Genomic DNA, 26,058 nt, shown 5'->3' with positions numbered 1-26,058 from the left:
GGGGGGTGTGTGGGTGGGTGTGTGTTGGGGTCTCTGCAATTATCCCTGGTGACGGTCGTCATTGCCATGGTTTTATTGCACTAGAAGAATCGGTTTGTTTATATATATCTTCAGCGTCATACTCCCAGGCTGATGACAAGGGTTTTGACATGTTCAGCCTACCCTTTGATTTTGCTAATCTTGAAGAGCTTCATCAGCTCTCGCTCCTTCGGTCACGGAGAGACACCATGTTTAAACGCTTAATAATTAATGCATAATGTAACCATAACAGGCACCCGCGGATTTCTCGGGAAATACGTTTGCGATGTTATCTCACGGTACCACGAAAATATTATCCCCATTCCCCTCTTTTCCGGGAACAATACTTTTATGACAACTGAAGCCAATGACTCAGAACCTATCTCTTTGCTTGAGGATGCGCTCCGTTCTTCTTCGGCTTTATTACTTTTAGGTACTTATTCTTCCTGTCAGCCCTATGATACCCATTCACAATGTACAATGCAGAACGTCATGTTAAACATGCGTCTCCTGCAGCTAGCTTACACTTGTGGAGTGAGAAACATTCTTGCTATTGGAACCTGTTTCGAATTTGGGCTCACAGCAAAAAATGAGACCCCGCTGCACCCACTTTCTAGACTTGCTCCCGTAGGCAGCTACCCAAGCTCTAAGGCTGCATTCTGTATACTGTCATTAGATTGGGCAAGAGAATACTCTGTTAATTTAATCTATTCAAGGCTTTTTCAAGTTTATGGCAGGGGAGAGCACCCCTCCCGTTTATTTCCGCTGTTGCTACAGAAGGCTAGAACCGGTGAAAATTTTGAGATTAATCAACCTAATTTAATACGAGACTTTATGCACGCTAGTCAGGCAGCGCATCATATTGTTGAGTCACTAATTTCAATCTTAGATGATAAGCACACTAGATATCCTCGTGTCGAGAACATATGCAGCGGTGTGGGAACTACGCTCATTAATTTTGCTAGTCAAATTTGGCGCCAAGAGAATGCTCGCGGTCAAATTATTGTCACTCCTCCTATTCATACTCGCGCCGTAGATATACCAGAAATAGTAGGTCTTCCATTGAATGTTTTTTATGAGTAAGCATCCTTTTTCGGCGCACATTCTAAATACAGAGATATTGAGAAATGCGCCAAAATCATATGCCGAATATTTATCATTTGGCGTTAATGTTGCTACCCCACAAAAAAAACTACTCACTTTAGGAATCCCTTCATATAATAGGCCCTATCGCCTTAGGCGTGTTTTACGAGCCTTGAAATTCGCACTAGGTTCTAAAAGTGATCAATGGTTTAGTATAATAGTTTCGATTAATGGTTCAAGCAAAGGCTATCTTCCTGTTGTTAGAGAGTTCGCTGATTTGCCAGTCTTTTTTTATAAAAATCTTACTGGCACAAACTTTGGATCTAACCTCCAGAATTTGGCGAATTTGTGTTCGACTAAATACATGGTTTTTCAGGGCGATGATGATTGGCTACCTCCTCTAAACCTGTTCTATCTATCTAGTATTCTCCTCAATGAGCCAAACATAGATATTGGAACTCTCAAATCGCAATTTATATCGCACCAAGAATCTATCGCGACCCATTTTTTCTCTATCAATAAAGACATATTTAGCATACAAAGCCTCTTTGGCTCTCATAGTCAAGCGGCATTGATCCATCAATTGTTTGAACCTATCTGTGGTCTTTTTATTCGCGTAGATAAATTTCGAGAGATCAATCTAGATCCTCCTGCTAGAAAACTTATTTTCCCCCAGCATTGTTGGGTTTCTCACGCTGATCTAACATCTTTGGCAATTGTTAGTATTCCCGTATCTATTGCGTCGATAGCAAATGCTTTTGAAGAATTCTGCGACAAGGAATCTGAAGGTTGTGGAATCCTTACTCATACCTATGGCCTTCCTGAGCGCATTATCAATCGTCTTTCAATTGTCTACAACCAGTATGCTCAGTTACCTTCCTTTTTTGCAATATTCTATCTTTATTATCTATGGCAAAGTGAGGCCTTGATTACACAAGAGTTTTTTAGGGATGATTCTCGAAATGTTGCTAAAGTTCTTGATTTTGACCCCTATCAACTAAGAACTGTTGTTGCTGAATTGTTGCAGATGCCCATCCTGTTCTGCATCCCTTCGGTGTTTATTGCTATTCACCAAAACTCCGATAACATTTACATTGAATATTGTATGTTCTGCATGGGAGTGCATGCATTTTTTATAAAGCTTATCGGCCGCTATGGTTGTAGCTGGCAAAGGACCGCAGTTCTAGAACTTATACGTTCATTTGCTTTAGCTGCTTCTTGGCATCCTTCGCTTTCCAGGCTATCCCTTCGCCATAACTTCTAAATCTGTGCAAGAAAGTATACAACGATACTTTCAGGTTCCATATAAATCTAGTATGGTTGGCGTCTTTGCCCTTATTGTGTGATTGTGTGATTGTGTGTGATTAGAAGCCTTTTTCGATGAAGGAAAGAGAGGTGGACTTGCCCACCCCTTGCATCAACAGCCACTCCGGCGGGTGACTTAGCTGCACTCTTTATCCTGTCAGCGCTGGTGTTTAGGGCCCCATGGCCTTTGACTTGCCTATGGGTCGTGGGCTAGTGCAGGCGTGCTGAACATCGATGGGCTGGAAGCAATGTTTAGCCGATTGCGTCTACCCGCATTCGGGACCATATCGACAACGTGCTGGAGGAGGCCTTGAGAAAAGGACCTAACCTCATAGAATCAATCACCTAGGGATGCAGGCACAGGTTGAGCGTAATGATCAGAGCCGGATTTCCATGGCGATTGGCAGTGACCGCACTGCCACCGCGCAGAACCGGTTTCAGGACAAAGTGGTAAATACTCAAAATCCTTGCATAGCCTGGGTCATACTGCTGTGACCCTAAGGCTTAGCCTAAACTGATTTAAGGGAACCTCGAATAATAAAGAATTTGAGCAGCCTATAGGGAGCATAAAAACGCCCTAAGGCGTTTAAATATTTTAATCCTATGTCAGAAAGCGTGTTGGCCTATAGCAGTCCAGCTTTTAGATTTCCAAAAAATTTATGCCAGCAATGCTGCGGGTCTAAAGCAATGAAGATAGCGAAGAAAGTTAAAAGTTAGGTTCTTTAGTCCCCACCACGCCTTAGTCCTTTCAAGCCCAATCTTTCTCGTCAACTTTCCACCCATAGACATGGTCATACAGCCAAAAACATGGTCAACACAATCCTTTATTGCAGAATTAAGACGGTTCAGTTCTTTGCTCGCTTCTTGTAGAGGATGATTACGTGAGCCTTCTTCATGGATCAGACTTTCGTAGCCACCTAGGCTCAGTAGTTCTTCAAATCCCTGGATGGCATAAGCTGAATCCGCCCAGACGTAGTCATGCTCATTCTCTGGATCTAGTACACTTGGGAACATCTGACTATCATGAATACTGGCAGTTGTAATTGCGTAACGGCGGATAAATCCATGGTCAACATCGATGCAAATACTGTTCTTGTAGCCAAAGTGGTTGACGCCATTCTTTTTCACCCAGCGAGCATCTAAATCCTTCTGCTGCAATCGATTTGGATTTTCTTCCCAGCCCTCTGGAATATTACCCGCCTTGATTTCCTTATTTTCTTCTCTGGAATTACGTTGCTTTGGAACGGGAACTAGTGTTGCATCAATGATTTGCCCACCGCGGGCCTGTAGGCCCTGAGAACGAAGATATGTCTCAAACATCTCAAAGAGCTCCTCGATCACACCTGCTTTGCGAAGCCGCTCCCTAAAAAAGGCAACTGTAGTGGCATCTGGAATGCTGTTCATTACACCAAGGCCTACGAACTCCTCAAAGGAGCGTCTGTCATTCACCTGGAATTCAAGCTCGTCATCGCTGAGATTGAAAAGCTGCTGTAGAACCAGCATCTTGAAAAGAACTAGGGGATCGATTCGCTTACGGCCAGCATTGCTTTTTCGCTCTTGCGAATATCCTTTTTCCAACATAGGCCGAAACGATTCCCATGGAATCGAGCTAGTCAGCCGATGAAGGACCGGTTTCTTGTCCTGGAGCATTGAGACTCTCTGCTGCTCATCCCAGAAGCCACGCTGACCCATGAACAGTCACAAATCTGATCCATATACTATAATCCAAGTATCGCCATAATCAAGTGAGTTAGCAATTTTTCGTGGTGCCCTTAAGCCTTAGTAACATGACATGTTTCAAGAATTTTTGTTTTGGTCTCGGACAGGCCAATGCGCGTACTAATACTCATGTACATCTCTTTCCTGGCATAATTGCTTCCAATCTAAACTATAATGTTAATCGCCAAGGCCTAGGCTCGCTAATATGCCACGATCGTCCATGGGCTTTGCCTCTATACACCGATGAAAATTCGATTATAGTTGAATGAAAATCTATATACAACAGCCTCGATGGGGTGGAACAACATTTTTAAGGCAGAGCTCGCAATTCTCAGGATCACTTGGAAGTCATCAATGGACGCCATTTCCTGAGGAGGATTGTGATTATCTCTTATGTTCTGATGTCGCTAAGCTGCCCAACTCACTATCGAATCACAGGCGTGAGCGAAGGATTTATGTTATGCACGAAAACCCTCAGGTATGGCAGCCGTCCTCTGAGTTTCTTGAGCAATTTGGTCTGATTATATCCCCTTATGCACTATCTACGCCATCTCATTGTACAGTAATTCAAGCTCATTCTGCTGTGCCCTGGTTTTATGGGATTCCCTTTAGTACAGACTCTGGGCTATTACATGTTCCGAATAAAACGACTGTAGAGCTTGATTTCCTTCGGCAGGATAAGAAGCTTGCGAAGAGAAAGCTTATTTCTTTTGTGGTGAGTGGAAAATCTGGTTTGCCCGGCCATAAATGGCGCCTTGGAATTGCAAAAGCTCTTGAAGAGTTGGCTCCGGGATTGGTAGATATCTATGGATTTGGTTACAGGCCCTTGGCTGATAAGAAGGCTGCTTTGGATGACTATCTGTATTCCATTGTAATTGAAAATTCAAATTCAGAGTATTACTGGACAGAAAAGCTTAGTGATTGTATTCTTGGTCGATGTATGCCAATCTACGCTGGGGCGTGTAGGGCGCCAGCTGATCTTTGCCTTAATTTCCCTGTACTGAGCTATGGGGAGAACCCCATAGTGGCAGCCCATAAAATTCTTAGCATTGTTGAACTAGGAATTTGTGATGCCAGAGGAATAGAGGCGGCGAGAGAATCTGTGTTGTATCGTCATAACCTATTGTCTTGGGTTCCGCATTTGATTGAATCTTTATAGTATTTTTTAAGCGTAAAGGGATTAGGAGTTTACGGGCTCATCTTATGTTTTTTGCATGTATATCAGATTTGCATGACTCGAGGGAGGATTTATATAAGGTTGCAGTCTCATCTCCGATTCTGAATTTTAGGCTGATTTTCTTTCAAAACTGAGGCTACAATCGTGAGATCTTCCTTGGCGATTAGGCCCGCTGACTTTCGCGAAGAGTGTCACTCCTGGGCTGCCGTTCAGGCGGCCTGTACCAAATGTAGCTTCCCTGGTTTATTGAGCTCATCCGGCGGCTGATTGATCCAGGCCACCTCCGGTTGACACCAGCACCTGGTTGATCGTGATTAACGCCTGGATGGTGCTGGCGTGCCTGTTCGTAGACGACAGCTCGTTGGCGGCGGTGACTTTCAGGAAAGGTGTAACTCCTGGGCTGCCATTCAGGCGGCCTGGATTAATGGTAACGGCTGGATTGAATTGGGCTCCTCTGGTGGCTTGTTGATCCACACTTCTGCCGGCTGACGCCAGCAGCGGATCTGCCTGCTCAGCGGTGCGCAGCTTGCGGATGATTTGTACTCCTGCGGAGAAGCCTTCGGCTACGGGGTTGTGGCGTTTGCGTTTCATGGAGCTTCTCCTGGCCAATTTTGGCCGGTAGGGAAGCTCTCATAAAGGCTGGCTCAGTTTCTGGGGTCCACGTCACAGACTTCCAGCCAATGACCAATCCAACCAAGATCAAACGCCAGTTCACACCTCAGCAAAAAGCTGAGGCTGTTGCTCTTTGCCTTAGTGAAAACCTCTCCTGTGCAACCGCTGCAAAACGCCTTGGTATCCATCCCCGTTGCCTCACCACTTGGGTAAGGCAAGCCCGGATTGATCGCGGTGACTTTGGCCCTCCCGAGCAGGGTCAGCTCACCAGCGAGGAAAGGGCTGAACTGGCCCGGCTGCGCAAGGAAAACCGAGAGCTGAGGAGGGATAAGGATTTTTTCAAGCTGGCGGCAGCTCATTTTGCGAAAGAGCAGCTGCCGCCGAGAGGTTTCGGCTGATCAGCCGGCTGTCGGATCGCTTTTCTGTGGCCTGGCTGTGCAAGCAGCTGGGGGTGGCCCGCAGTGGCTTCTATGCCTGGCGGCAGCGGCAGCAATCCCCTGGCCCAAGGGTCAAGGAGAACGCTGCGATCACCGCCCAGGTGCAGGAGGTATTTGCTCGACATCGGGGCTTCTATGGCGCACCACGTGTGCATCAGGAACTCAGGGCCGCTGGTCTCAAGGTGGGTCGCCACCGTGTGGCCAGGCTGATGCGCTGTTCAGCGCTAAAAGCAAAGACCAGACGCGGGTTTAAGCCTTGCCGTAACTCAGGCAATCGGGCTAATGGTGTGGTGGAAAACCTGCTGCAGCAGGACTTTTCTCCCCTGGTACCAAATCGCTGCTGGGCTGGTGATATCACCTACATCCGCACCACCGCCGGTTGGCGATATCTGGCGGTTTGGATCGACCTTTACAGCCGCCGTGTGGTCGGCTGGGCCATGGGCTCCTCCATGGAAGCAACGCTGGTGCTGGAGGCCCTCAACAGAGCTCTCGGGCAACGCCAGATCGCACCCGATCAACTCCTGATCCACACGGACCAGGGCAGCCAATACCGGGCTACGGCCTACAAGCAGATGCTGGAAGGCCGCAAGATCAGCTGCAGCATGTCGGCCAGGGGCTGCTGCTGGGATAACGCCGTGGTGGAGAGCTTTTTCTCCACCCTTAAACACGAACTCGACCTAGATCACGACGCCAAAATGCTCCTTTCACCCCACCAGTTGCTGCGGCAACTGGCCTTCTGGATCGACGGTTACTACAACCGTGAGCGTCGTCATTCAACGATTGGCTACCTCAGCCCAATCGACTACGAGCTCAGGTTCATCGAGTCCTCTAAAATCAAACCCGTGAGCACCTAATACCTGTCCACCTTTTTGGGGCAACCCCATGGTGTGCTGCAGGAACATCACGCCGCGGGCAGGGCCATACAAGGACCTCCATTGCTCGACGCGGCGCTGCAGGGTGCGCTTGCGCCGGTACCACTCCTGATCTGGAAAGGTCTGCTCCAAGTGCAGCAGCAGGGTCTGGGGTTCCAGCTGCGGTACTTTCTCGAGCATGGGCACCAGCACGCTGTCCCAGAACTCAACCAAAGGGTCAGGCCGAGTGCGCCAGCGTCTACCGCACTGCTGGTGCTGCTGGGCACTGGCCTGCAGCTCACCACGGTTAATCCGCTGGGCGCTGCGCACTGAAATCCCGACCGCATCAGCAGCCACCTGCTGACTAAGGCCACTTGCCCTTTTAGCCATATACCGCTCCTTAATCCGCAACGACATAGAGGCGGGCATCGCTGGAGCTCCAGACCGTGATCGGAGCCCTGTTGTCGCGTCCTGAGACCCGACTATCTAGTTGGCGCGACCCGCCTACCTAATTGTCGTCAAACACCTTCTCCATCTGTAGAGGGTCAAAATATGAATGCCCAGCTCTTTTGAAATCCGGGCCACGCTCTGTCTTTGTGGCGGACCCATCCGCCTGCTCACATCAACCTTGACGGTCTCGCTGTAACGACGCATTGTTCATGTCCTCAAGCCCCCTGGTGTACGAATAAAAGGGGTGACAACCTTCCTGAAACCGGGGGAGACCCCCAGGGCTCGGCAGACGTCAGCGACGCTCTGGCCCTGATTGAGAAGCTGCTCAGTGGTGCGCAGCTTGCGGATGATTTGTACTCCTGCGGAGAAGCCTTCGGCTACGGGGTTGTGGCGCAAGCGTTTCATAGAGCTTTTCTTTGCCAATTTTGGCCGTTAGGGAATCTCTCATAAGGGCTGGTTCAGTTTTTGGGGCCTACGTGAAAGTGCTTCCAAAGATACTAGATCAAGAGAATGAACATATCTACTTCTGGGCGATCTCAGTTTATGCCATCCAGGGATTTGAAGAACTATTGAACATTGGTGGCTTCGAAGGTTTGATCCATGAAAAAGGCTCCCGTAATCATCATCTACAGGAAGCGGGCAAGGAACTGAACCGTCTTAATTCTGCAATAAAGGATTGTGTTGACCATGTTTTTGGATGCATGACCATGTCCATGGGTGGAAAGTTAACTATAAAGATTGGGCTTGAAAGGACAAAGGCGTGGTGGGGTCAAAAGATCCTAGTCCTTAACTTACTTCGCTGTCTGCATTCTCTAAATCCGTAGCATCAGCGGGATAGAGTTTTTAGAAGCTGAACGGCTAAACTGTTAGAGTTTGGCTCACTCTAAGGGACAAAATATTAATGCTCAAATGCCTTAGTGCGCTTTTTGAGCCCCTTCGGCCTGCCCAACCTCCTTATTATTTGAGATCCTTTTAATTAAATGATCGCAGATATGTGCACTTGCATTAACGCGGCAGGCTTATATCATTTATTTTGAGTTCTGAGTTTATTAGTTTAGCGGTGTAAGGTATTCCCGAATTTGTGCATAATACAGTAGTAGAGCTCGCTATTCGTAGAATGTCGGAAACTACTTCTATCATTCGTTTATTTTTAAGGTCAGACATCTTTTCTCTAGATTTATGGTTCCTCGGAGAAGAAAGATGGATTGGCTCGCCAGAGCTTGATCTTTCCACTACATTGTATAAAACTCTTTCGCCAAATTCAGCGAGAAAACCTTCCAGTTCTGCTTGAGAATCTGTAGCCAAATAAAAATATTCGTCGCCAGGAATATTAGTCCTAATATAATCAAAGAAAACCTTTCGAGGCTGGATAAACTCATGCATGGAATGGTCTGTACAACGCCTGTGCAAAGAATGATTCCAACTAGCATATGGCTTGTTTAGTGAAACCTTGTTCGCTTCCTCTAAAAGTAAGCTATTAAAGCTTATTAACGATGAAAACATCTCTTGGCCAACCTTAAATGTGATTGCATTGCGTGTATCAAACAGGAATTGGCCCATATCTACCGGGTTGTGCAGGCCAGAATCTGCAATGAGTAGCGGGCTCTCGAGTATGTCTTTATAGCTTTTGAATTTCGAAAAAGAATCCACATAAAGGTTAAAAAGAGATTCATGATAGACAGAAACATGTCCACCAATTAGCCAGGCTCTATAAAGCGCCCCGAATAAGCAAAGTAAGTTGGAACAAAAACCTCTAGGATGACCCTCCATAATTTGAATATGGTTTTTAGAGTAGATAGATTTCATGTAGAATAGGATGCGTGACACCATTCAGGGTAAATACTTGAAAATAAACTTCTACTTTTTTTGCTGTAAGTATATTCCGAAGAATATACACTCGGGAGTGTCGCAAGGCTTTTGTCGTTATAGTCAAGAAAATAGTCTAATAAATCACTATAATTAGAATATATTCTCGTCATTTTGCAAGCTTTTAGCACCGCAGAGGCCAGAGTAGGGCCAACATAGCAGTTAGCGGCGCAGCATAAACGAATGTGATTTATAAATCCAGGCAAAAGAGGCATTGCAAGTGAGTTGTCCGCAGCGGTATTACCCAAGAGGCTGTCAAAGTATAATGAAAACTTGATAAAATATAAATGAGTGATCAGAATATTTGGAGGCCATGAGGTCCAGCCAGACTTAACAGAACCAAGGGGCTCACTCATTAGCAGAGGCTTATCCATTACGGCGTGATTATGATTTGAAAGGGCACTTCCAGATAATAGAAGCGATAGAGGTGGATTAGTTTTATAAATAAATGTGCTTGAAAGTTTAGGATGGCCAATAGAATTGCTTAATCGCGTATTATAAAGCCAGCACGCCTCTGTAAACGGAACTGATTTAAGCAGCTTGAGCACTGATATCTGCGACTGAGACTCTAGCGGGAATTGTTTTGAATTATCGCAGCCGCGGTTTAGAAATACCATGCCGAAGCTATCCGAAGAGGCTATCTCTGCTAATTGACAAAGCTGGTTGGGGCTGAATCGTTCTTCGTCAGACGCAATCAGGCAATAACCTTCTTTTATGCAAGAAATTATTTTTCGCGCGTTTCCTGTCCATCCAGTATTGGTATTCATATAGTGTCTGTCTATATTTAAATAAGTCGGGTCGTAATCGGGAGCTGGCTCATTATGGAATATAGAAAGCTTGATGCCTGCATTTTTTATAATTGGATAATTGTGTTCGATGAATTCTTGGAGCCGACGAGGTCTTTGATAGGTCGGAACAGCAATTGTTAGCATAATTTAGTTCTAATAATTGGTATGTTAATGGACCTGGCCCCCTGTCGTCCGGGCTTGGTAAATCCAATTTTCTCCGGCTTGTGTCATGGTAGTCTATAAAAACACTTTGATTGTACAGCATCGGTACTCTTGCAAGGTGCGCGCTCTTTTCTTTGCAAGATTGAATGTAGTCCATCCATTCAGAACACTCTAACCCAAGGGTGCTTGATTGAGCATAGCAATGCATCGCTTCAGCGAGCCCGTAAGGGCTGATTTGAGTTGGGGATGATTCGGCCCAATATGCAGAGTGTGGCCCTGATCTCAGCGGAACTGGCATTCATGTAGGCACCCTCCACGACTGAAGGGATATCTGGCGTTTGCAGGGGGAGGTGGTGCCCGCATCGCAAAAGGTTCCAGAGGGTTTGACGTGGACCCCAGAAACTGAACCAGCTCTTATGAGAGCTTCCCTACCGGCCAAACTTGGCCAGGAGAAGCCCCTTGAAAGTCAAACGCCACAGCCCCGAGCAGATCATCCGCAAGTTGCGGATCGCTGAGCAGCTCTTGAACCAGGGCCAGGCCGTTGCTGACGCCTGCCGAGCCCTGGAAGTTTCTCCGGCGACCTACCACCGCTGGCAGCAGCTGTATGGGGGGATGAAAGCCACAGAGGCCAAACGCCTCAAGGAGCTTGAGCTGGAGAACACTCGGCTAAAGCTATTATTGGCAGAAGCAGAACTCGATAAGGCCATGCTCAAGGAGCTTGCCGAGGGAAACTTCTAAGCCCGGAGCGTCGTCGCAGGGCCGTCGTGGTTCTGGAAGATCGATTCCGGGTTTCTCAACGTCGTGCCTGCCGGTTAACAGGTCAACACCGCAACACCCAGCGGCGCCCTGTGCCGCTGGCAGACATCGAGGAGCAGAAGCTCAAACGACGGATCCAGGAGCTGGCCCGGCGCCATATCCGTTGGGGCCGTCGGCTCGTCTACCGGCGGCTACGACTGGATGGCTGGAGCGTCAATCACAAGCGAGTGCAACGGATCTGGCGTGAGGAAGGACTCCAAAGGCCCCTGCCTCGCAGGCGCAAGCGGTCCCGGCCTGCTGGAGGTGACAGGGAGCTATTGCGCTCTGAATACCCGCATCACGTCTGGGCAATCGACTTCCAGTTCGATCAGACGATGGATGGCCGCACCCTCAAGTTCTTGAATGTGGTAGATGAATTTAGCCGCGTTTGCCTGGCGATCCGTGTAGGTCGACGTTGCAGGGCTTTTGAAGTGATCGACACGATCGAGCAGCTACTCAAGCTGTATCCAGCACCGACCCATCTACGGATGGACAATGGTCCTGAGTTCATTGCCCACGCATTGCAGGAGTGGTGCATAGGCAGCGGTTCAGCAACTGCCTACATCCCGCCAGGTTCACCCTGGGAGAATCCATTTGTGGAGTCGTTTAACAGCAGGCTCAGGGATGAATTCTTAAATATTGAGCTCTTCTCATCTTTACCAGAGGCAAAATTATTGGCAGAGCAGCACCGAATCGAGTACAACGTCTACAGACCGCATTCGGCTCTCCAGGGACGCACGCCCCTGGAAGTCCTCCAGCAATGGAAAGCGGCCTGACCAACCCAACAGCTCTCATAGGGACTGGAGCAGCAAGGGGGGTCACGTCAGGTTGGGTTTCTACTGATAAGTTCTCCATCGTTTTGGAAACCGCTGTACCTAACGCGACAGCACTGGGTGGCTATTGCAGTGAGCGAGACACAGCTTAAATAGGATCTGCGCCGTAAGGAGAAGAGCCTTGTAGAATCTACGGTACTACTGTTGGACATTGGCCTCACCACCCTGTAGCGCTTGCCTCGCCAGTTCGCTGGGGAAATTGGTGGTGTCGACTACCGGAGTGTCACGGCTAGTAAAGGCAATCGATGTGCCTGTTTCGCGGATCTGTGAGAACGTGCCGGATATTCTGTCAACCGGCCATTTATTCGTAGGGCGAAGATTACGTCGTATTCCCATCCGCCGCGGGCCCGTCGATCAACGCACCGGCTCGGGCCATTTGCTGATCGTCTTTGGCTTCATCTCCACCTATCTAGTGGTGAACGATTCCTGGGATGAGCCTGACCTCATCCCAGGCAGCACTCTGGATGCTAAGAAGATTGGGTTCAATTTAATATTTAAGCAAGCTCTGGGCTGTGGCGGTGGAGAGGCGGCTCTCCAACTGGCTGCTGGAAACGGCAACGAGTAGCTGACAAGCCTCTTCAGCAGGATGCCGATCAGGCCGCATCAGCTCCCCCCTCATCAGGCATCAGCCCTTTGCATTGTAAAATTAATTCCTGCGGTGAGCGAAACCTCTAGCTCGGTGCGGGCTGGAGCTTGGCCCGTCGCTGCGGGGGAAGCCGTAGGCATGCACCAGGCCGCTGAGGTTGGTGCTCCATTCAGGGGGCTCGACAGGGGCTTGGAGGTTGATCTCAGGCGAGGAGAAGTTCTCGCTGGGTTTGGTTGTCGTGATGCGGCAGGGGGAGGGCACTGGCGGTTGGTGAAGCTAGAACTATTGCCAGAACCATTGCTGCACAACGATCAATGCTATCTAGGGTTAGCATAGATCCGGGCAGATCATTCGGGCAGCTGATTGGCCAGTAGATCAAGCATTCTCCGAGACCTTTAGAATCTGCCGACCACCAAGTTCTGAGCTGACTAAATGAAAGCCGTTATCCTGGCCGGCGGCCTCGGCACACGCCTAAGCGAAGAAACCCATCTCCGACCCAAGCCCATGGTTGAAGTGGGCGGTAAGCCCATCCTTTGGCATATCCTCAAATCGTATAGCCACTACGGCATCAACGAATTCATCATCTGCTGCGGTTATAAGGGCTACATGATCAAAGAGTATTTCGCGAATTACTTCTTGCACACCAGCGATGTGACGTTTCACATGGATTCCAATTGTATGGAGATCCACAAGCAGAACGCTGAGCCGTGGAAAGTCACTCTTGTTGATACGGGTGAATTCACGCAGACGGGTGGTCGTCTTGCGCGTGTTCGCGAGTATCTGGATGACACGTTCTGCTTCACCTACGGCGACGGTGTAGCTGATGTGAACGTTCAGGCCCTGGTGGAGCTCCACCATCAACAGGGCCGTCAAGCCACCCTGACTGCCGTGCAGCCACCTGGGCGCTACGGGGCCATTGGCCTAGATGGACATCAGGTGACCCAGTTCCAGGAGAAACCCGATGGAGATGGTGGCTGGATCAATGGTGGTTATTTCGTGCTCAATATCTCGGCCATCGATCTGATCGATGGCGACGGCTGCATTTGGGAACAGGAACCGCTGAATACCTTGGCAAGCCAGGGCCAGCTCAGTGCGTATTTCCATAACGGCTTCTGGCAGCCGATGGACACCCTGCGCGACCGCCACAAGCTCGAAGAGCTCTGGGCTTCAGGCCAGGCTCCCTGGAAGGTTTGGGCCTGAATGTCTTTTCCGTCGATTAATGCAGACTTCTGGCGAGGCAAGAGGGTCTTACTCACTGGCCACACTGGCTTTAAGGGCAGCTGGCTGGCCCTCTGGCTCACCCAGCTCGGTGCTGAGGCGCATGGGCTGGCCCTGACGCCAGACACCACACCATCTTTGTTTGATCAGCTTGATTTGGCACCCCGGCTGGCGGGCCATCACCTGCTTGATCTGGCCGATGCGGCTGGTCTGGCGGCAATCGCTGCTGAGGTGCAACCTGAAGTGGTGCTGCACCTGGCTGCCCAGCCCCTGGTACGCCGCAGCTACGCCGACCCCCTGGGCACTTGGGCCACCAATGTGCAGGGTTCGCTGCACCTGCTCGAGGCCCTCAAACCGCTGCAGCAGCCCTGCGCGGTGGTGATGGTGACCACCGACAAGGTGTACGCAAACCAGGAATGGGATTACGGCTACCGCGAGGATGATCGCCTCGGCGGCCACGACCCCTATAGCGCCAGCAAGGCTGCAGCTGAGATCGCCATCGCCAGCTGGCGAGCCAGCTTTTGCGGTGATGGCAGCCACCAAACCCCCCATCTGGCGATCGCCACAGCCAGGGCCGGCAACGTGATCGGCGGTGGAGATTGGTCAGCTGACCGGATCGTGCCCGATGCCATGCGCGCCCTCGCAGCGGGCGAGCCCATAGCGCTTCGCAACCCCCAGGCCACCCGACCCTGGCAGCACGTGCTCGAACCGCTGGGCGGCTACCTGTTTCTGGCCGAGAAGCTGGCCACGGCCCATGGGCCGGCCAACTCTTTTGCGAGTGCCTTCAACTTTGGACCGGCGCTGGAGGCAAATCGAAGCGTGCAGGCCCTGATTGAGGAGGCCCTACAGCATTGGCATGGCAGTTGGCGGGATCTCTCCGATCCCAGTGCACCCCATGAATCCGGCCGCCTGCACCTGCAGATCGATAAGGCCCACCACCAGCTCGGCTGGCGGCCCCGCTGGCCCTTTGCCGCCACCGTGGCACGCACGGTGAACTGGTATCGAGCCGTGCAGGAGGGGGCTAGTCCCCTGGAGTGTTGCTTGGACGACTTAACCTGCTATCAAAGGGAGCTTGACCGATGAGCATCACAAATAAGTGCACCAGCGATGAGGTGCAGGCAATTGAACAGGAGCGCCGAGCCATACTGGATCTGCAGATGCCGTCGTTCATTCGTGGTGATGAAGACGAAGGCGCCGATGCGTTGTTCGCTTTTTCTGTGGTGGCTTCTTCAGCTTCATGACCGATCCAGCAGCCCTTAAGCAAGAAATCCTGCGCCTCACCCGCGAGTATTCGCGCCAGGTGCATGGCAGCTTTCGCCCTGCGGCAGATCCGGAGCGCACCCCCTGGCAGGAGGGCAGCACCATCCCCTATGCCGGCCGGGTGTTCACGGAAGATGAGGTGGAGGCGGCTGTCGGCAGCACCCTCGATTTCTGGCTCACCCTTGGCAGTGAGGGAGAGGCCTTTCAAAAGGAATTGGCGGCCTTCTTGGGGGTGCGCCACAGCCTGCTGGTGAATTCCGGCTCCAGCGCAAATCTGGTGGCGATCTCGGCACTTACTTCGCCCAAGCTGCCTGCTGAGCGCCGCATCAGGCCGGGCGATGAGGTGATCACGGTGGCGGCCGGCTTTCCCACCACGGTGGCGCCGATCGTGCAGGTGGGGGCGGTGCCGGTGTTCATCGATGCCGATCCGGTCACCGGCAATGCCCGCTGCGACCAGCTGGAGCTTGCCTACCAAGCAGGTAAAACCAAGGCCGTGATGATGGCCCATGCCCTGGGCAATCCCTTTGATCTAGCGGCCACGCTGGCCTTCTGCCGCAAATACAACCTCTGGCTGGTGGAAGACAACTGCGACGCCCTCGGTTGCAGCTACTCGATGCCACGGCCGCTGGCCGAGAGCCTGGGCTTTAGCGAAAATAGCCCGGGGCTAGACGAGGGGCCAGATCGGGTGGTGCGCTGGACGGGCACCTGGGGCGACATCAGCACCCAGAGCTTCTATCCGCCCCACCACCTCACCATGGGCGAGGGCGGTGCGGTGAATATCGTGAGCGAGCAGAAGCTCAAGGTGATCGCCGAAAGCTTCCGCGATTGGGGCCGCGACTGCTGGTGCCCCAGCGGCATCGACAACACCTGCAACAAGCGCTTTGGCTGGCAGCTAGGCGAATTGCCCCAGGGCTACGACCACAAATACACCTATAGCCACCTGGGTTTCAACCTCAAACCTCTTGATCCCCAGGCAGCGATCGGCCGGGTGCAGTTGCGCCGGCTGCTGGAGTTCATCGAGGCCCGCAAGCAAAACTGGGAAATCCTGCGCCGTGGCTTGGCGGTTCATGAGGATGTGCTGGAGTTTGCCCTGCCCACCCATGCCACCAGCTGGGATGCGGATACGGGCTTCAGCTGGGACGAGAGCGGCTGCCGCACGGATTGCAGCTGGTTTGGCTTCAAGATTGCGGTGAAGGCTGGGGCTCCGTTCAGCCGTACGGAACTAGCCCAGGAGCTGGACCGGAACCTGATCGGCAACCGCATGTTGTTTGGCGGCAACCTGATGAGGCAGCCTGCTTTTGTGGAGCTAATTTATGATAATCCAAAAGCAGTGAGGATAATTTCTGACATGAATGGCAGTGATATGATTATGTCTGACAGCCTATTTTTGGGCACTTATCCAGGGCTGACACGTGATATGTTGCTAAGAGAAATAGAGGTAATAAGCAATTTTTCCAGCCATGCCAAGTAATCTTTGCATGCCGTTGGGTAAAAGAGTTATTGGAGGTCTAATAGCTCCTGAGACCTTATCAAGGCAAACTCCGCCCAACCACTATATTTTTATTTTGTCAAAGTTCTCCGAGATTCCTTAAGTTTTGCAAGCAATTACTACTATGCCGTCGCCTTAAGGTTCTTAAAGTCGACAATGTACAAGGCAGCGCATAGGCTCAGTAAGGCGCTAGTATCATTGCTTATTTCACCAACAAGCTTCTAATTCTTTTCATCATAAGCGCCAAATGAAAGTCATCGAAGAGCGGCTTGAATTCATTTCTTTTTTGAAGAATAATCCCACAAAAATAGTAGCTGGGATTAAATCTATTTCTGCTGTGTCTTTATCATTAATCCCTATTGGAGAATACATATTAGGAGATCTTGAGACAATCGATCTTCTGGCAAAATGGAGGAATATTAATGTTAGAGCGTATCCAACAAGGTTTGAAGCAACAAGAGCCTCTACACAGAAATGGTTGCAGCAGCAATTGGCTAGCTCTCCCAATAAGATTCTTTTCTTGGTAACTAATGCTCAAGGCAGCGTTGTGGGCCATATGGGATTAGCATCTATCGATAATTCAGCTCACATACTTGAACTTGATAATATTTCTAGATTCTCCGAAGACTTGCCTCCAAATACTTTCTCCAAATGCTTAAAAGCCTTATTAGATTGGGCTAAGATATCAATGTACGTTGAGGGATTTAGCCTTCGCGTTTTTTCCACCAATAGCAGGGCTATAAGGTTTTATCAAAAAAATAAATTTATAGAGACAAGGTCAATTCCAATGATGGAGGATCCTTCTGCTTCAGATGGCTTTATAAATTTAATCCCATGCGCTGATTCCAATAAGCACATTGCGAGTGAAGTAATGCTTGAGATGGTCTACAAAGAAGATGCGACTCTGACTCCAGAATCACTTATACTTACAGCAGGCCCGTCTATATCTCAATATGAGAGCTTCTATGCATACGATGCTGCTATCAATGGATGGAATGCAGATTGGTCTAAATATCTCAATCTACTAGAAGCTTGCTTTAAAGATTACATTGGTGTAAGATATGCTTTGGCCACTTCAAGCTGCACTGGTGCTATGCACATTGCACTTCTTGCCTTGGGCCTAGGAGAAGGGGATGAAATTATAGTTCCAGACCTGACTTGGGTTGCGACAGCAAATGCTGTACGTTATGTCAATGCAACGCCTATTTTCGTGGATGTTAATAAGGATGACTGGACAATAAATCCCTCAGAAATTGAAAAAGCTATAACGGATAAAACAAAAGCTATAATGCCTGTTCACATGTATGGCCACCCCGCGAATATGGAGGCCGTAATGGCGATTGCAAAGAAGTTTAGTCTTCTTGTAATCGAAGATGCTGCTCCGTCTATTGGTGCCGAGTTTAAAGAGAAAAAGACCGGATCATTTGGCCACTTTTCCGCATTTAGCTTCCAAGGAGCAAAATTGATGGTAACCGGAGAGGGGGGGATGCTCTTAACAGATGATTTTGAGTTATATTCGAAAGCAAAGAAAATATGGGATCAAGGCAGAAATGCAGAAGTTAACGTACCATTTTGGATTGATGAAAAGGGATTAAAGTATAAAATGTCAAATATTCAAGCTGCGATAGGGTTAGGTCAGTTAAACAGAATCGAAACCTTAGTTGCGATGAAAAGAAGAGTTTTTGGTTGGTATCATAAATATCTCTCTGAAAACAATTGCATTGCCCTCAATCATGAACCAAAGGATTGTCGTAGTATTTATTGGATGAGTAGCATTAAAGTACTTAGCCACTCACCTGTTAATCGAGATCAATTGATAAATGCTCTGAGAGCTGATAATATAGACACTAGGCCTGTGTTCCCAGCTATTAGCCAATATCCCATATGGCAAAATAAGAGCCTTCCGAGTCCAAATGCCTTGCATATTGGAAAGACATGCATAAATCTCCCAAGCGGTGTAGGACTTTCTGAAGCAGTGATAAAATATGTTTGCTCAAGGATTAATCTTCACACAAAGAGCTAGTTGTTATGAGTCAAGATTCATTCCTGTTGGCAAAATATGTCCGCCAACACGCATTGCGCATGGTTTGGAAGGCAGGTGCTTCGCATATATCAAGTGCATTATCAATCGCCGACATTGTAGCTGTTCTATTTTCTAGTATATTAAATCATTGCCCAAGCGATCCACTACAACCCGATCGTGACAGAGTGCTTTTAAGTAAGGGGCATGCGTGTACTGCTATTTATGCTGTTTTAGCAGAACTTGGATATTTTGCTAAGGAAGAATTAGATGATTACGGAACAAATGGAAGTCGTCTAATGAACCATATAAGCCACTATGTTCCTGGTGTGGAGTTTTCAGCTGGTGCTCTAGGACATCTCCTCCCTGTTGGCGCGGGAAAAGCCTTGTATGCTAAGAGCCAAAAAAAGACTTGGAATACATATGTTATATTAAGTGATGGCGAGCTAAATGAGGGCAGCAATTGGGAGGCCATAATGTTTGCGGCTCATCATCGCTTATATAATCTTATAGCTATTGTCGACAAAAATAATCTTCAGAGTTTTACGAGCACACAAGAGACGCTCAATATGGACCCGCTTGAAGACAAGTTTTCAAGCTTTGGATGGAAGGTGTATTCAGTTGACGGCCATTCTCATCAAGAGCTGAGCTCCGCTTTTGCTGCAGCTTCAAGCAATTGTAATTCTCCTAATGTTATCATTGCTAATACCACTAAAGGGAAAGGAGTTTCATTTATGGAAAACAAAGTAGAGTGGCATTATAAAAATCCCTCTCAAGAGCAGTTCCAGGCAGCATTATTGGAGATTTCATCTCATGCGTAACACACTTATAAAACTATTAATTGAACAAGCACAGGTGAACCCCAGGCTGTATCTACTGGTTGGTGATTTGGGATGGTCTGTTGTTGAGCCTTTTCAAACAAAATATCCGTCTCAATTTTATAATGTAGGCGTTGCAGAGCAAAATATGGTGGGAGTTGGTGCCGGTCTTGCAAGTGAAGGATCTCATGTTTTCGCTTATTCGATTGGCTCTTTTCCTACATGGAGATGTGCAGAACAGCTAAGAAATGATGTCGATTATCATAATCTCTCCTACACTACTGTCACCGTTGGCAGTGGTGTGGCTTATGGAAAACTCGGCTATAGTCATCATGCGATACAAGATATTGCATTAATGCGATCTCTCCCAAATACACTGATTCTCTGCCCATGTGATCCACTTGAGGCTAGTGCTTGTATAAAATATATCCTAGCGAATCCTGGTCCATCCTATTTACGGCTTCATAAAGCTGGTGAAGCTGTCATTTCGAGCGCGTCATCCATTGCTCCCTGTGAGCTAAACTATTTGCAGAAAGTTTCCTCAAGAAAGTTAATTCTTGCTACCGGTGTATCAGCGCAAGATATCTTCAAGGAAAAGGATAGCGCTTACAAAGAGTTTGATATTGCGAGCTTGCCAATCTGGAGCTCGGCTTATAGCGAACAGCTTGTGGCAGTGCTATCAGTGTACGACTATATCTATACATTTGAGGATCATCTTATTGCCGGTGGGTTTGGTTCGTGGGTATTTGAGCAATTTCAGATACACAGAAAGTCTCTTCACACCCGGGCACCTACTATTATTTGTAGCTATTATGACAGCAAAGTGATTGGAATGGTTGGGGATCCTGAATATATAACAAAAGCTGTTCGAATGTAGGCTCTCAAGTTATTTTCTTTCTCCATTCTGAATGTCTGACCTCATCTGCTTTACTTATGATTTCTCAGTCTTTACGTCTTGATGGGCCATTAAAGATAGCTCTATTCGCTAATCACCTTCCAGGCTTGGAAGTGGCTCGATATCTATCTTCATCTAATTCTGCTCAAATCGTTGCGCTTTGTTTATGTGATCAGAATCCACAGACTGATAAACAAATTGAGGCCGAGTGCGGCTTAGTTGCCAGCTCGGTCTTTTATGGCAAGCAAGATTATTCAGATCCCTTAGTGCTAGATAGCTTTTCTAGGCTAAATCCAGACGTTATTATCTGTGTTTATTGGCCTTGGCTACTGCCAGAGAATGTTTACTCTTCTTGCGACATAACTATTAATTTTCACCCAGCGTTGCTTCCTGCAATCGTGGTTGGTATCCACATGTACATAATCTGATTAATAGTGATATTGCAGGAGTAACTCTTCACCAATTAGCTCCCGAAGCAGATTCGGGCCCAATTTGGGCTCAGAAAGTGGTCCCTGTTTTCCCAACTGATACTTCGTTTGACCTCTATCATAGATTGCAGCATGAGATTGTTGATCTCTTTAAGTCTAATTGGCCTGCCATTAGAGAAGGAAAGCTTAATTGCATGCCTCAAAACATTTTAACGGCAGGATCTTCTTACAATCGAAAAAGTGCTATTGAAGCAATCGATTGCATCAGTCTGGATAAGCCTACAACAGCAAGAAATGTACTTAATATACTTCGTGCTAGGACTTTCGGCAACAGAGGCTTTGCGTATTTCGACGATGATCAAGGTAGAGTATATGTTCGAATTGAACTTTCTCGTGAATCTTCGTTTGACTAGCTATGATAATCCTCCGAAAGCCAATTCATGCCCCCCCACACCTCTCCTTCACCGCCCGGGGGCAGCCCACTCGGTTCAGGAAACTGCCCTTTTGACTGTTCACGATTTTGCGGCTGAGAATCTTAATAGGCATTAAGTTTTTATTTCTGTACCTTAATCGTCTAGGGTGTTAACCTGATCATGCAAAACAGTATTAGGCGTAGTCTCGAATATCAAGATCTAATTGACGACTCTTCTATAGAAATATGTTCTCGTGATATCTTTGGCGACTGGAGTTCATTTGCTGAATTTCATCGAAGTATTAGGTGTGTTCCACTTTCTCGTGGTGCGAGAGACATGCTTTCTGTAGATCTTTGGGGGTCGCTGGAAATTGGCATAATCAAGCTTATTAGGCCATGTATATATGTTTATCGTTTTAGCAACAATGAACTTAGATGGTTTCTTGTTAGCGATGCTGGGCTCTTGTTGGAATCTGTAGGCAATGAGCTTTGGGATCATTGTTTTCCTTTCCTGGCTAAAGCCCCCGATGGGCTTTTAAGCATCTCTAATCCATGCGAAGAGATTGAGACTAGGCTTCGGTTACTTTGGTGGCCATTTTCGCAGAATTATACCCATTTCATGTTTGATGCATTTGCTCCGCTTATCGTTGCAAAGCTGAGGCTTGCGGAAGCCACTCTTGCTAACCTTGCGCTTCCTATTGCTGCTGAATGCCCTAGGTGGCAGCTAGAGTTGATTGAGAAACTCGAGATGCCATGTTCGCGAACATATATCGACAGGCTATTGCCACCTAAAAACAAGCTTCATCGTATTAGGCTTGACGAGTTATACCTTCCACTGGTCCCCAACAAGGGAATTTCTTTTTCAATTCTGAAGGACTGGCTTGATAGCGCAAAAGGATCATTTATGCCTAAGCATAGACATGTAGGACAGATTTTGTTTGCAACAAGGGCTGACAATCGAAGATGCCGTGTTAAAAATATATTAGAAATTGAGGCATTTGTCAGGCAAATTGGTGGCAGTGTGCTGGATCCAGCTACATTGACTTTCTCGGAAAAATTAATGCTGTTCAATGGTGCATCTCATGTAATAGGGGAAAGTGCTGGTGCCCTTAACGGAGCATTATTCGCACCTCATACATGCCATATCGTGCATCTTTTGGATTCTTCTATAATTGACAAGCAGGAGTTTGTGCCGGGTGGGTTTGCATACCACTTAGGATACGCCTATCGGTCTACATATATCCTAGGGCAAAATTGTACTCCCTTTCCAGGATCGCCTCTCGGTAGCGCGGACTATCCACTACCTGAGATCTTTAGGGCAATAAATCACTAGTCTTTTTAGGATTTCATTGTTGCGTCATCTTGGCTGTATCTATGATTGTCTTTCGAGGTGGGCGGCATGATGGTTTTGTTAAAATATTTTTTAGGCTACATAACTTAGTTCATTGTATTGTGAATTGCACGGCTTGGAGGCTGTCGCAGCAAAATGCTTGGCCTTTGTCGGCTCCGTCCTTCCGCTCGATGTTCACTTCGCTATCGGCAATTTCATTCGCGACGCCCTAACCGCAGATGCCGTTACCGTGGCCGGTGACGGCACCCCCCAACGCACCTACCTCGACCAAACCGACCTAGCCCATTGGCTATTCACCATGCTTGAGCATGGCTCTTCTGGCCAGGCCTACAACGTGGGCTCAGATGAAGTGATCAGCATCGCAGACATTGCCCACCTGGTTCGCGACCTACTTGCTCCAGAGAAGCCGGTACACAACCTTGGCAAACCCAACCCCGCTGGAGTACATAATCGCTATGTGCCTGATATTACAAAAGCCCAGCGGGAGCTAGGGCTTCGCGTCACAGTTCCCTTGGCTGAAGCGATTTGCAGGGCCGGAGCTGCTGCAGGGCCCCCATCCGCATCTACTCGCTCACCTTGCCATTGGGAGGCCGGTACGAACTGAGAATCTTATCGAGGGCCTCCCGCCCCAGCGGCACCGCTCCGAATCGGCGCAGGGGATTCCATGCCGGGCCAATCAACGGGGCAGCGAGCCCAGCGTGCAGCGGATGTCCTTGAGCAGCAGCAACAGGTGCAGCGGATCGGTGGGTGAACGCTCGAATTCTGGAATCAGGTGCTCGTAGAAGCTCCTCGCCTCCTTGGACTCGGCATGCACCAGCAAGCCACGGCAGCCGATCGCATTGCCCATGCTGGCTACCCGGGTGATCACATCCAGCAGCAGGGCAGCGCCAAGGCCCTTGCTTTCATGACGTTCGTCGACCCCCAGACGAGCCAGCAGGGCGATGGGCTGGGGGGTAGCGGCCAGCACCACGGCGCAGCCTCTCGGGCAGATCCGCGATTGCCACGCTCGCCATGCACCAGGCGTAGTAGGCGATCACTTGCGGCTGATCCAGTTCGGTAGTCACAAACACCCGGGTGGTGCCGGTGCCATGGGCCTGCCGGGCCGTCTCAACTAGCCAGGCTGTCTGCTCCTGCGATCGGCAACAGAATCCTGTGAACTGGTGACGGCCCGCCAACAGCGCTGGCGGTTGGTAGCCGCTCATGCCACGGGTTGATCTGGCGCTGGGATGACAAAGGGCGATGGCCGCTGCTGCAGGCGCGCCAGCCCTGGCAGGTTGCGGGCCGGGCGGCTGTTGATCCGCTCCCACTCCTTTTGGCCGTCGGCATCGAGCAGGAACTGTTCCCGGTCGGCCAGCACCCTCTGGGCTGCCAGGCGCCCCTGGGCCAGGAGGTCGCGCTCGTCTTCTGTGGCCCGCAGCTCGATTCGGCTGGTCTTAGCCGGCCAGGCAACCTGGCTAATGAGTTGAATACGCCCAACGCATACACATCCGCAGGTCTGCGGCCATGCGCACCAATATCGTTATTGATGACGCCTTGATGCAGCTCAACCAGCAAGCTCAGTTCCATAAATTCCGTGGCAAGTTGCGCTGGGAAGGCAGCCTTGACCTCCAACGGTTAGATGCCCCCCAGCCAGACCAAAATTCCCAGAGGTGACGTGATCGTTGTTGATTCCTTGGAGTGGATCGACTCGATCGTTTCCTGGGGGTGACGCCTTTGGTGGTGGGTGATCTGATTCTGGTGGAAGTGGTTCAGGGCTTTCGCCACGAGCGCGACGTAGCCACCGCCCGCAAGTTGTTCCGCTCGCTGGCATTGCTGCCGATGCTAGGAGCTCATAATGCCTGGAAAACAGCGAACAATTACCGCAAGCTGCGCAGCATGGGGATCACAGTGCGCAAAACGACCGACGCAATCATTGCCACTGCCTGCATGGAAGCCGGGCTGCCACTGCTGTTCAGCGATCGTGATTTCATTCCCTACGTGAAACATCTAGGCCTAGAGGTTGCCTAATCAGCGGTAACTTTGCAAATCGAGCTGGCATCCCAAGCGCCGGGTGCTCCTCCCTGGAGGTAGCCAGGGGCATGGCAACGGGCATCAAAAGGGTCCCGTTAAACGTGGGTCTTCGCTAGGGTGAATACACCGATTCATGAGCCCACGTGCCCACGTCCGTACGGCTGGACCCAGCAGTGGAAGCAAGGCTGGATCAGCTCGCTGAAGTCACGGGCCGCTCCAAGGCCTACTACCTGCGGGAGCTGATCGAAGCCGGGATCGACGACCTGGAGGACGCCTACATGGGCGCTTCGGTGCTGGATAGGGTTCGCTGCGGCAAGGAGCAGACCCACAGCCTCAAAACTGTGATTGAGGAACTTGGCCTGGACGCTGCGGATCTCTGAGACGGCCAGAAGGCAGCTCAAGAAGCTCGATCGCTCTAAAGCCCAGATTCTGCTCCGTTACCTCAACAGCTTGGTGCTGGAGACCGAGGACCCCAGGCAGCGAGGCAAGGGTCTTACTGCCAACCTCACGGGTCTCTGGCGCTACCGCGTGGGCAACTACCGGGTGATCTGTGACATCCAGGAGGATGAGCTGGTGGTGCTGGTACTCCAGGTCGCCCATCGGAGCCAGGCCTATCGCTGAACTGGCGACATAGAAACGATTCAGTGACCCGCCAGCTGCTCCAGGAACCAGCTCAGCCAGCCCGTGACATCCAAATCTCTGAGGTTGCCCCATAAAGGTGGATAGGTCAGTACATCCCAAGACCTGGAATCTGCGTCTGAATGCTCTGGCTGAAGTTCTAGTAGTGGATCCAGGCCTAGAGGCTGCCTAATCAGCGGTAGCTGCAAATCCCGCTCACTCAGGCCAACTGGGCGTCATCAAAGCGCAGGCCGGTTTCAGCTTCTGGCACCCAGGCTCCGGAATGTAGATAAAGCAGCTCGCTGCTGGCTTCCAGCACCTGAAAGCCATGGGCACAGCCCTCAGGAATTAACAGGGCGCCGGTTCCGTGGCGACTTGCCCCAATGCCCCCGCTACGGTTGAACAGACCCAGCCACCTGATCTGGAGCAGAACCGATGACCCAAGCTCTATCTGCAGCGGTGGCATCCGCGGCCAAGCTCCCAGAAGAGGAGCAGGACGTGCTGGCTGCGATCTTGCTTGAGGAAATGGAATCAGAAGAGCGCTGGAGCGCCCTGTTCGCTGGATCGCAGAACCTGCTGGAGCAAATGGCCAGTGAAGCCATTCAAGATTTCCAGGCTGGCCGGGTGCAGTCCATCGATTAGCTGTAGTGAACTCAGTTACGACTGATCAGTTCAGGCAGCTCTACACCCAGGCGCCCCTCGAAAGAAGACGAAAGATCAGGCGCGCCTACCAACTTTGGCGAGAGAACCCGGCCCATCCATCCCTCAGATTCAAGAAGGTCCATACAACGCTTCCGATCTACTCGGCCCGTGTCGATCTCAACTGGCGGGCCGTCGGAGTTCTGAAGGATGGCACG

Annotated in this window: 34 protein-coding genes and 1 pseudogene; 25 read left to right on the top strand and 10 right to left on the bottom strand. The window is 49.7% G+C overall.

The genetic code is table 11. From position 1 onward, the window contains the following. The 3 genes from KBY58_RS04500 to KBY58_RS04490 all read left to right on the top strand — a co-directional run. A partial coding sequence (locus KBY58_RS04500) for a hypothetical protein (protein ID WP_255003159.1) occupies positions 1–257 on the top strand: 257 nt, incomplete at its 5' end. After that, positions 250–1,101: an NAD-dependent epimerase/dehydratase family protein gene (locus KBY58_RS04495; RefSeq protein WP_255003158.1), complete on the top strand. Its 852-nt coding sequence runs from the start codon at positions 250–252 to the stop codon at positions 1,099–1,101. The genes KBY58_RS04500 and KBY58_RS04495, both read left to right, overlap by 8 nt. Then, positions 1,094–2,365: a glycosyltransferase family A protein gene (locus KBY58_RS04490; RefSeq protein WP_255003157.1), complete on the top strand. Its 1,272-nt coding sequence runs from the start codon at positions 1,094–1,096 to the stop codon at positions 2,363–2,365. Before KBY58_RS04495 ends, KBY58_RS04490 begins: the two co-directional genes overlap by 8 nt. A gap of 698 nt (positions 2,366–3,063) precedes the next feature. Here the strand turns inward: KBY58_RS04490 and KBY58_RS04485 are convergent. Then, the gene (locus tag KBY58_RS04485; RefSeq protein WP_255003156.1) at positions 3,064–4,098 is read right to left on the bottom strand and encodes an IS5 family transposase; all 1,035 of its coding nucleotides are present in this window, start codon (positions 4,096–4,098) and stop codon (positions 3,064–3,066) included. A 487-nt stretch (positions 4,099–4,585) separates the two neighbouring features. Between KBY58_RS04485 and KBY58_RS04480 the strand changes: the two genes are divergently transcribed. Next, positions 4,586–5,284, top strand: a complete 699-nt coding sequence (locus KBY58_RS04480; protein ID WP_255003155.1) for a hypothetical protein — start codon at positions 4,586–4,588, stop codon at positions 5,282–5,284. A 270-nt stretch (positions 5,285–5,554) separates the two neighbouring features. Here the strand turns inward: KBY58_RS04480 and KBY58_RS04475 are convergent, their stop codons facing one another. Continuing rightward, entirely contained in the window at positions 5,555–5,893 is a 339-nt protein-coding gene (locus KBY58_RS04475; protein ID WP_255003154.1) for a hypothetical protein, read from the bottom strand. A gap of 89 nt (positions 5,894–5,982) precedes the next feature. Between KBY58_RS04475 and KBY58_RS12985 the strand changes: the two genes are divergently transcribed. Together KBY58_RS12985 and KBY58_RS04465 are read left to right on the top strand one after the other, a co-directional pair. Beyond that, on the top strand, positions 5,983–6,312 hold the full coding sequence (locus tag KBY58_RS12985; protein WP_409995714.1) for a transposase: 330 nt from the start codon (positions 5,983–5,985) through the stop codon (positions 6,310–6,312). 26 nt (positions 6,313–6,338) lie between these two features. Further along, positions 6,339–7,205, top strand: coding sequence for an IS3 family transposase (locus KBY58_RS04465; RefSeq protein ID WP_255003152.1), 867 nt, complete (start codon positions 6,339–6,341; stop codon positions 7,203–7,205). On the opposite strand, the gene KBY58_RS04460 is transcribed toward KBY58_RS04465, so the two are convergent. The 3 genes from KBY58_RS04460 to KBY58_RS04455 all read right to left on the bottom strand — a co-directional run bounded on the left by KBY58_RS04460 (position 7,125) and on the right by KBY58_RS04455 (position 8,057). Further along, positions 7,125–7,592 (bottom strand): hypothetical protein, encoded by a 468-nt coding sequence (locus tag KBY58_RS04460; protein ID WP_255003151.1) that lies wholly within the window; start codon positions 7,590–7,592, stop codon positions 7,125–7,127. The genes KBY58_RS04465 and KBY58_RS04460 overlap by 81 nt on opposite strands. A gap of 114 nt (positions 7,593–7,706) precedes the next feature. Further along, positions 7,707–7,811 (bottom strand): hypothetical protein, encoded by a 105-nt coding sequence (locus KBY58_RS12950; RefSeq protein WP_315858032.1) that lies wholly within the window; start codon positions 7,809–7,811, stop codon positions 7,707–7,709. Between the two features lie 48 nt (positions 7,812–7,859). After that, complete coding sequence (locus KBY58_RS04455; RefSeq protein WP_255003150.1) at positions 7,860–8,057, bottom strand: hypothetical protein; 198 nt, start codon at positions 8,055–8,057, stop codon at positions 7,860–7,862. A 71-nt stretch (positions 8,058–8,128) separates the two neighbouring features. On the opposite strand from KBY58_RS04455, the gene KBY58_RS04450 reads away from it, so the two are divergent. Further along, positions 8,129–8,476, top strand: a complete 348-nt coding sequence (locus KBY58_RS04450; RefSeq protein WP_255003149.1) for a hypothetical protein — start codon at positions 8,129–8,131, stop codon at positions 8,474–8,476. 181 nt (positions 8,477–8,657) lie between these two features. On the opposite strand, the gene KBY58_RS04445 is transcribed toward KBY58_RS04450, so the two are convergent. Next, positions 8,658–9,458, bottom strand: coding sequence for a hypothetical protein (locus tag KBY58_RS04445; RefSeq protein ID WP_255003148.1), 801 nt, complete (start codon positions 9,456–9,458; stop codon positions 8,658–8,660). Then, the gene (locus KBY58_RS04440; RefSeq protein WP_255003147.1) at positions 9,455–10,450 is read right to left on the bottom strand and encodes a hypothetical protein; all 996 of its coding nucleotides are present in this window, start codon (positions 10,448–10,450) and stop codon (positions 9,455–9,457) included. The genes KBY58_RS04445 and KBY58_RS04440 overlap by 4 nt, the downstream gene beginning before the upstream one ends. A 477-nt stretch (positions 10,451–10,927) precedes the next feature. On the opposite strand from KBY58_RS04440, the gene KBY58_RS04435 reads away from it, so the two are divergent. From KBY58_RS04435 to KBY58_RS04375, 13 genes and pseudogenes are all read left to right on the top strand, one after another. Beyond that, positions 10,928–12,039, top strand: a protein-coding gene (locus tag KBY58_RS04435) for an IS3 family transposase (RefSeq protein ID WP_409995713.1) whose coding sequence is annotated in 2 segments (ribosomal slippage) — positions 10,928–11,192 and positions 11,192–12,039 — 1,113 coding nt in all. Because the reading frame shifts where the segments join, the coding sequence is not laid out codon by codon here. A 331-nt stretch (positions 12,040–12,370) separates the two neighbouring features. Further along, positions 12,371–12,661 carry a hypothetical protein gene (locus KBY58_RS04430; RefSeq protein WP_255003145.1) on the top strand — a complete coding sequence of 97 codons (291 nt, stop codon included), beginning with the start codon at positions 12,371–12,373 and terminating at the stop codon, positions 12,659–12,661. A 453-nt stretch (positions 12,662–13,114) separates the two neighbouring features. Continuing rightward, positions 13,115–13,882 (top strand): glucose-1-phosphate cytidylyltransferase, encoded by a 768-nt coding sequence (rfbF, locus tag KBY58_RS04425; protein WP_255003144.1) that lies wholly within the window; start codon positions 13,115–13,117, stop codon positions 13,880–13,882. Beyond that, entirely contained in the window at positions 13,883–14,983 is a 1,101-nt protein-coding gene (gene rfbG, locus KBY58_RS04420) for a CDP-glucose 4,6-dehydratase (protein WP_255003142.1), read from the top strand. Continuing rightward, positions 14,980–15,141, top strand: a complete 162-nt coding sequence (locus KBY58_RS04415) for a hypothetical protein (protein WP_255003140.1) — start codon at positions 14,980–14,982, stop codon at positions 15,139–15,141. The genes rfbG and KBY58_RS04415 overlap by 4 nt, the downstream gene beginning before the upstream one ends. Beyond that, positions 15,138–16,631: a lipopolysaccharide biosynthesis protein RfbH gene (gene rfbH, locus KBY58_RS04410; protein ID WP_255003138.1), complete on the top strand. Its 1,494-nt coding sequence runs from the start codon at positions 15,138–15,140 to the stop codon at positions 16,629–16,631. The genes KBY58_RS04415 and rfbH overlap by 4 nt, the downstream gene beginning before the upstream one ends. Before the next feature lie 265 nt (positions 16,632–16,896). Then, complete coding sequence (locus KBY58_RS04405) at positions 16,897–18,672, top strand: bifunctional GNAT family N-acetyltransferase/PLP-dependent aspartate aminotransferase family protein (protein WP_255003136.1); 1,776 nt, start codon at positions 16,897–16,899, stop codon at positions 18,670–18,672. A gap of 5 nt (positions 18,673–18,677) precedes the next feature. After that, on the top strand, positions 18,678–19,490 hold the full coding sequence (locus KBY58_RS04400) for a transketolase (protein ID WP_255003135.1): 813 nt from the start codon (positions 18,678–18,680) through the stop codon (positions 19,488–19,490). Beyond that, entirely contained in the window at positions 19,483–20,364 is an 882-nt protein-coding gene (locus KBY58_RS04395; RefSeq protein WP_255003134.1) for a transketolase family protein, read from the top strand. Before KBY58_RS04400 ends, KBY58_RS04395 begins: the two co-directional genes overlap by 8 nt. Before the next feature lie 56 nt (positions 20,365–20,420). Continuing rightward, positions 20,421–20,887 (top strand): annotated as a pseudogene (locus KBY58_RS12980) (formyltransferase family protein); the annotation flags it as partial. Continuing rightward, positions 20,888–21,223: a hypothetical protein gene (locus KBY58_RS04385; RefSeq protein WP_409995715.1), complete on the top strand. Its 336-nt coding sequence runs from the start codon at positions 20,888–20,890 to the stop codon at positions 21,221–21,223. Positions 21,224–21,559: 336 nt separating this feature from the next. Continuing rightward, entirely contained in the window at positions 21,560–22,555 is a 996-nt protein-coding gene (locus KBY58_RS04380) for a glycosyltransferase 61 family protein (protein ID WP_255003133.1), read from the top strand. 112 nt (positions 22,556–22,667) lie between these two features. Further along, complete coding sequence (locus KBY58_RS04375; RefSeq protein WP_315858031.1) at positions 22,668–23,177, top strand: NAD-dependent epimerase/dehydratase family protein; 510 nt, start codon at positions 22,668–22,670, stop codon at positions 23,175–23,177. 72 nt (positions 23,178–23,249) lie between these two features. Here KBY58_RS04375 and KBY58_RS04370 read toward each other — a convergent pair whose 3' ends face one another. Both KBY58_RS04370 and KBY58_RS04365 read right to left on the bottom strand, forming a co-directional pair. Next, a complete protein-coding gene (locus KBY58_RS04370; protein ID WP_255003130.1) occupies positions 23,250–23,540 on the bottom strand; it encodes a GNAT family N-acetyltransferase in 291 nt (96 codons plus the stop codon). 231 nt (positions 23,541–23,771) lie between these two features. Then, positions 23,772–23,930: a hypothetical protein gene (locus tag KBY58_RS04365; protein WP_255003128.1), complete on the bottom strand. Its 159-nt coding sequence runs from the start codon at positions 23,928–23,930 to the stop codon at positions 23,772–23,774. Positions 23,931–24,076: 146 nt separating this feature from the next. On the opposite strand from KBY58_RS04365, the gene KBY58_RS04360 reads away from it, so the two are divergent. The 4 genes from KBY58_RS04360 (at position 24,077) to KBY58_RS04345 (ending at position 25,204) form a co-directional block, all read left to right on the top strand. Further along, positions 24,077–24,226 (top strand): hypothetical protein, encoded by a 150-nt coding sequence (locus KBY58_RS04360; protein WP_255003127.1) that lies wholly within the window; start codon positions 24,077–24,079, stop codon positions 24,224–24,226. 24 nt (positions 24,227–24,250) lie between these two features. Then, positions 24,251–24,580, top strand: a complete 330-nt coding sequence (locus tag KBY58_RS04355) for a PIN domain-containing protein (RefSeq protein WP_255003126.1) — start codon at positions 24,251–24,253, stop codon at positions 24,578–24,580. 146 nt (positions 24,581–24,726) lie between these two features. Then, positions 24,727–24,963, top strand: coding sequence for a ribbon-helix-helix protein, CopG family (locus KBY58_RS04350; RefSeq protein WP_255003125.1), 237 nt, complete (start codon positions 24,727–24,729; stop codon positions 24,961–24,963). Beyond that, positions 24,938–25,204, top strand: a complete 267-nt coding sequence (locus tag KBY58_RS04345; RefSeq protein WP_255003123.1) for a type II toxin-antitoxin system RelE family toxin — start codon at positions 24,938–24,940, stop codon at positions 25,202–25,204. Before KBY58_RS04350 ends, KBY58_RS04345 begins: the two co-directional genes overlap by 26 nt. A 217-nt stretch (positions 25,205–25,421) precedes the next feature. Here KBY58_RS04345 and KBY58_RS04340 read toward each other — a convergent pair whose 3' ends face one another. Beyond that, complete coding sequence (locus tag KBY58_RS04340) at positions 25,422–25,667, bottom strand: dTDP-4-dehydrorhamnose 3,5-epimerase family protein (protein WP_255003121.1); 246 nt, start codon at positions 25,665–25,667, stop codon at positions 25,422–25,424. Here KBY58_RS04340 and KBY58_RS04335 point away from each other — a divergent pair. Then, positions 25,637–25,843, top strand: coding sequence for a hypothetical protein (locus KBY58_RS04335; protein WP_255003120.1), 207 nt, complete (start codon positions 25,637–25,639; stop codon positions 25,841–25,843). The genes KBY58_RS04340 and KBY58_RS04335 overlap by 31 nt on opposite strands. The last annotated feature ends 215 nt before the right edge of the window (positions 25,844–26,058 follow it).

The organism is Cyanobium sp. HWJ4-Hawea, from assembly GCF_024345815.1.
In the GTDB taxonomy this organism is placed as follows: domain Bacteria; phylum Cyanobacteriota; class Cyanobacteriia; order PCC-6307; family Cyanobiaceae; genus Cyanobium_A.
This window is presented reverse-complemented; position numbering and strand designations above follow the sequence as displayed.

Coding starts and splice junctions, on each gene's coding strand:
- KBY58_RS04340 (WP_255003121.1), bottom strand. CDS start 25,667: ATGCCACCGCTGCAGATAGAGCTTGGGTCATCGGTTCTGCTCCAGATC.
- KBY58_RS04360 (WP_255003127.1), top strand. CDS start 24,077: ATGCGCACCAATATCGTTATTGATGACGCCTTGATGCAGCTCAACCAG.
- KBY58_RS04490 (WP_255003157.1), top strand. CDS start 1,094: ATGAGTAAGCATCCTTTTTCGGCGCACATTCTAAATACAGAGATATTG.
- KBY58_RS12950 (WP_315858032.1), bottom strand. CDS start 7,811: ATGGGTCCGCCACAAAGACAGAGCGTGGCCCGGATTTCAAAAGAGCTG.
- KBY58_RS04475 (WP_255003154.1), bottom strand. CDS start 5,893: ATGAAACGCAAACGCCACAACCCCGTAGCCGAAGGCTTCTCCGCAGGA.
- rfbH (WP_255003138.1), top strand. CDS start 15,138: ATGACCGATCCAGCAGCCCTTAAGCAAGAAATCCTGCGCCTCACCCGC.
- KBY58_RS04455 (WP_255003150.1), bottom strand. CDS start 8,057: ATGAAACGCTTGCGCCACAACCCCGTAGCCGAAGGCTTCTCCGCAGGA.
- KBY58_RS04415 (WP_255003140.1), top strand. CDS start 14,980: ATGAGCATCACAAATAAGTGCACCAGCGATGAGGTGCAGGCAATTGAA.
- KBY58_RS04405 (WP_255003136.1), top strand. CDS start 16,897: ATGAAAGTCATCGAAGAGCGGCTTGAATTCATTTCTTTTTTGAAGAAT.
- rfbF (WP_255003144.1), top strand. CDS start 13,115: ATGAAAGCCGTTATCCTGGCCGGCGGCCTCGGCACACGCCTAAGCGAA.
- KBY58_RS04485 (WP_255003156.1), bottom strand. CDS start 4,098: ATGGGTCAGCGTGGCTTCTGGGATGAGCAGCAGAGAGTCTCAATGCTC.
- KBY58_RS04480 (WP_255003155.1), top strand. CDS start 4,586: ATGCACGAAAACCCTCAGGTATGGCAGCCGTCCTCTGAGTTTCTTGAG.
- KBY58_RS04445 (WP_255003148.1), bottom strand. CDS start 9,458: ATGAAATCTATCTACTCTAAAAACCATATTCAAATTATGGAGGGTCAT.
- KBY58_RS04400 (WP_255003135.1), top strand. CDS start 18,678: ATGAGTCAAGATTCATTCCTGTTGGCAAAATATGTCCGCCAACACGCA.
- KBY58_RS04335 (WP_255003120.1), top strand. CDS start 25,637: ATGACCCAAGCTCTATCTGCAGCGGTGGCATCCGCGGCCAAGCTCCCA.
- KBY58_RS04395 (WP_255003134.1), top strand. CDS start 19,483: ATGCGTAACACACTTATAAAACTATTAATTGAACAAGCACAGGTGAAC.
- KBY58_RS04495 (WP_255003158.1), top strand. CDS start 250: ATGCATAATGTAACCATAACAGGCACCCGCGGATTTCTCGGGAAATAC.
- KBY58_RS04460 (WP_255003151.1), bottom strand. CDS start 7,592: ATGGCTAAAAGGGCAAGTGGCCTTAGTCAGCAGGTGGCTGCTGATGCG.
- KBY58_RS04380 (WP_255003133.1), top strand. CDS start 21,560: ATGCTTTCTGTAGATCTTTGGGGGTCGCTGGAAATTGGCATAATCAAG.
- KBY58_RS04440 (WP_255003147.1), bottom strand. CDS start 10,450: ATGCTAACAATTGCTGTTCCGACCTATCAAAGACCTCGTCGGCTCCAA.
- KBY58_RS12985 (WP_409995714.1), top strand. CDS start 5,983: ATGACCAATCCAACCAAGATCAAACGCCAGTTCACACCTCAGCAAAAA.
- rfbG (WP_255003142.1), top strand. CDS start 13,883: ATGTCTTTTCCGTCGATTAATGCAGACTTCTGGCGAGGCAAGAGGGTC.